The 3,310-nt window shown below is 72.2% G+C and carries 4 protein-coding genes; 3 read left to right on the plus strand and 1 reads right to left on the minus strand.

Annotation, left to right across the window (positions count from 1 at the left end; genetic code table 11):
• Window positions 1–500: hypothetical protein (locus AB0E96_RS39880; RefSeq protein WP_359831580.1), on the plus strand; the 500-nt coding region annotated here is incomplete at its 5' end.
• A gap of 48 nt (window positions 501–548) precedes the next feature.
• Here AB0E96_RS39880 and AB0E96_RS39885 read toward each other — a convergent pair.
• Complete coding sequence (locus AB0E96_RS39885) at window positions 549–1,286, minus strand: TetR/AcrR family transcriptional regulator (RefSeq protein ID WP_359831582.1); 738 nt, start codon at window positions 1,284–1,286, stop codon at window positions 549–551.
• 339 nt (window positions 1,287–1,625) lie between these two features.
• Between AB0E96_RS39885 and AB0E96_RS39890 the strand changes: the two genes are divergently transcribed.
• Both AB0E96_RS39890 and AB0E96_RS39895 read left to right on the plus strand, forming a co-directional pair.
• On the plus strand, window positions 1,626–2,084 hold the full coding sequence (locus tag AB0E96_RS39890; protein ID WP_359831584.1) for a DUF6542 domain-containing protein: 459 nt from the start codon (window positions 1,626–1,628) through the stop codon (window positions 2,082–2,084).
• On the plus strand, window positions 2,077–3,310 hold a 1,234-nt coding region (locus AB0E96_RS39895), incomplete at its 3' end, for an LCP family protein (RefSeq protein WP_359831586.1). The genes AB0E96_RS39890 and AB0E96_RS39895, both read left to right, overlap by 8 nt.

A 3,310-nucleotide genomic window follows, 5' to 3' on the forward strand; every position in this document is an offset into this window, starting at 1 on the left:
CGGGCGGCGCCGCGTCCGGTACGGCCGCCGCGCCCGCGCCGGCCGGCAGCGCCCCGGCGGCCGGGACCACGCTGAAGCTCGGGGAGGCCGCCACCATCCCGTTCAGCTCGGGCAGCACCAAGGGCACCATCGCGCTCGCGGTCACCTCGATCGAGAAGGGCGACCCGGCCGACCTCGCCTCGCTCAACCTCGGCGACAAGGCCAAGGGCCTGGTGCCGTACTACGTCCACTACAGCGTCACCAACGCGGGCGGCACCGACCTCTCCTACACCAGCGTCAACCACATGAAGGGCCTGCTGGCGGACGGCACCGAGGCGCAGGAGCTGATGGTCATCGGCTCCTTCCCCAAGTGCAAGAGCGAGTCGCTGCCCAAGGGCTTCACCAACGGCCAGTCCGCCACCTCCTGCGCGGTGGCGATGTCCCCGGAGGCGTCCAAGGTCGCGGGCGCCGAGTACTGGGGCGAGCCGTACACCCTCGGCAAGGGCCTGAACTGGAAGTGATCCGTACGGACTCCGGGCGGGGCGGCAGAGTGCCGCCCCGCCCGTGGTTCACCCCCCGCTCGCGGGTCGGGGGGTGCCGTGGATCCGCAGGAAGGCGTCCACGCCGACCGCCGCGATCCGCCGGACCTCCGCGTCCGCCACCGGGAGCGCTCCCCAGAAGGAGCGCTCGGCGATGCCGTGGAAGGTCAGCAGGGTGAACCGCTCGGCGGCGAGTGCGGCGTCCTCGGCCACCAGCAGCCCGCGGTCGGCGAGCGCCTCGAAGCACCGCGCGAGCTCGCGCCGGCGGGCGATCGGACCGGCTTCCTGCCAGGCCTCCAGGACGTCCGCCGGGATGTTGGCCACCTCGGCCCGGATCGCCCGGTCGAGCGCCCCGTGGTCCTCGTAGTCCTCGTGGTCCCCGTGGTCCTCGTAGTCCTCGTGGTCCCCGTGGTCCCCGTGTGCCTTTGCCCCGCGCTCCCCGGTTTCCCCCGCCGACAGCACGGCGCGGGCCCGCTCGACGGCGAAGTCGGTCAGGCCCTGACGCAGGTCGGTCACCCGGTCGAGGTGCTCCGCCGTCAGTGCCCGGATCCGCCCGGTCAGTTCCGCCGAGCTCTGCAGGGCCACCGACAGGAAGAGGGTCTCCTTGTCCGCGAAGTGGTTGTAGACCGTCCGCTTGGACACCCCGGCCTCGGCCGCGATGGCGTCCATGCCGGCCCGGACGTACCCCTCCCGCCCGAAGACCGTGGTCGCGGCCCGGGTGATCGCCCTGCGTTTCTCCGGCCGTCCCGCTCCGCCCGTGGTCGCCACGGTCCTCTCCTCCTCCGCCGGCGCGTCGTCCGGCCCGCTCGGAAACCGTCCGGCCGGGTTCGTCCGGGGCCACGACGAACCCGGACTTGCCACCGAACAGGCGTGCTCTATGCTGCGTACGACTTCTACACCCGTGTAGAGGTGAAACGGAAGCGCCCCTCCCCGACCGCGGGGCGGCCGGGTCCGCGAGGAACCGGCCGGCCGGATACCGGCGTCCGGAACGGCAGCGCCACGAACGGACTCGCGGACCGACGGAACAAGGAACCGAAGGGCCGGCCGACGGGACCGGGCGCACGCGCCACGGCGGCGCGCGGAACACGGGAACACCGGGGTGAGGGTGTGGCGGGGCAGCGAGGACGGTCCAGCGACCAGCGGACGCGCCGACGGGCGGCGGACCGGCCGGTCGGACACCCACGCCCGCTGCCCGGCGGCCCCGCGCTGCCCGCGGCCCTCGCGCTCGGGCTGCCGCTGGCCGGCGCCGCGTTCGACGAACTCTCCGGCTCCGGCCCGGGTCCGGCCTTCGCCGCGGCCGCCGTGCTCGGCACCGGCCTGGCGGCGGCGTTGAGCGGCCGCAACGGCTGGTGGTGGGTGCTCGCCGCCTCGCCGCTGGTCGTCCTGGGCGTGACGGCCGTCGTCGAACTGGCCGCCCACCGCGACCGGTACCGGGGCAAGGGCCTGGCCACCGGCGCCGCGAAGTGGGTGGTGCACGGCTTTCCCGTGATGGCCGGGGCCGCGGTCGCGGCCGTCATCGTGATCGCGGTCCGGCTGGTCCGGGCGAGGAGGAGGCAGCATGGCTGACAACGCCGGGACCGACGGCGGCGGCGCGGCCCGCCGCCCCTCCCCCCTGCTGGTGGCGGGCCGGGTGCTGGCCTGCACCGTCGGTCTGGCGGTGTTCGCCGCCAGCGGGGTGGTCTGGTACGAGTACAAGCAGCTCACCGACGGGATGACCACCTCCGGTGTGATCGCCGAGACCAAGAAGGACGCGCCCAAGCACCTCGACAACTCCGTCAACCTGCTGCTGATCGGTCTGGACAGCCGCAAGAACATGGACGGTTCGGACATCGACCCGGCGTTCGTCCAGGACGAGCTGCACGCCGGGCACAGCTCCGACATCGGCGGCTACAACACCAACTCGCTGATCCTGCTGCACATACCGGCGAACGGCGGCAAGGTGCAGGCCGTCTCGATACCCCGCGACGACTACGTGATGACCTACAACGCCGACGGCTCCCAGCTGGGCATGGCCAAGATCAAGGAGGCCTACGGCGCGGCCAAGGACAAGGCCGACCCCGGCCTGCGCGCCAAGGGCCTCAAGGGCGCCGATCTGGAGAAGGCCGGCCGGGACATCGGCCGCGCGGCCACCATCCGCACCGTGCAGAAGTTCCTCGACCAGCCCATCGACCACATCGCCGAGGTCAACCTGATGGGCTTCTACGACATCGCCAAGGCCCTCCAGCCGATCGAGGTCTGCCTCACCCACGACACCAAGGACCCGGCCATGGAGGGCCAGGGCTCCGGCGCCGACTTCCACAAGGGCATCAACAAGCTCGACGCCTCGCAGGCGCTCTCCTTCGTCCGCCAGCGCCACAACCTCGACGGCCCGGACGGCAACACCGGCGACTTCGCCCGCACCCACCGCCAGCAGGCCTTCATATCCTCCGTGGTGCACAACCTCAAGCAGAAGGGCGTCATCGGCGACCTGGGCAAGATGCAGGAGCTGATGGGCGTGATGCAGAAGGACCTCGTCATCGACAACGAGTGGAACGTCCTCGACTTCGCCCAGCAGGCCCCCAACCTCACCGGCGGCAACGTCGAGTTCAACACCCTGACCTTCGACGGATTCGGCACCAGGAACGGCCAGGACGTCAACCTGGTGACCCCGGCGAAGGTCCAGAAGGTGGTCAAGCAGCTCTTCGGCTACGCCGACGCCGCCCCGGCCGCCGCTCCGGCCGACCCTGGCGGCGCTTCCGCCACCCCGACCGGGGCCCCTGGATCAGCGGCAGCACCAGGCAGGTCAGCGCGGT

This window comes from Kitasatospora sp. NPDC036755 (assembly GCF_040636595.1).
GTDB lineage: Bacteria > Actinomycetota > Actinomycetes > Streptomycetales > Streptomycetaceae > Kitasatospora.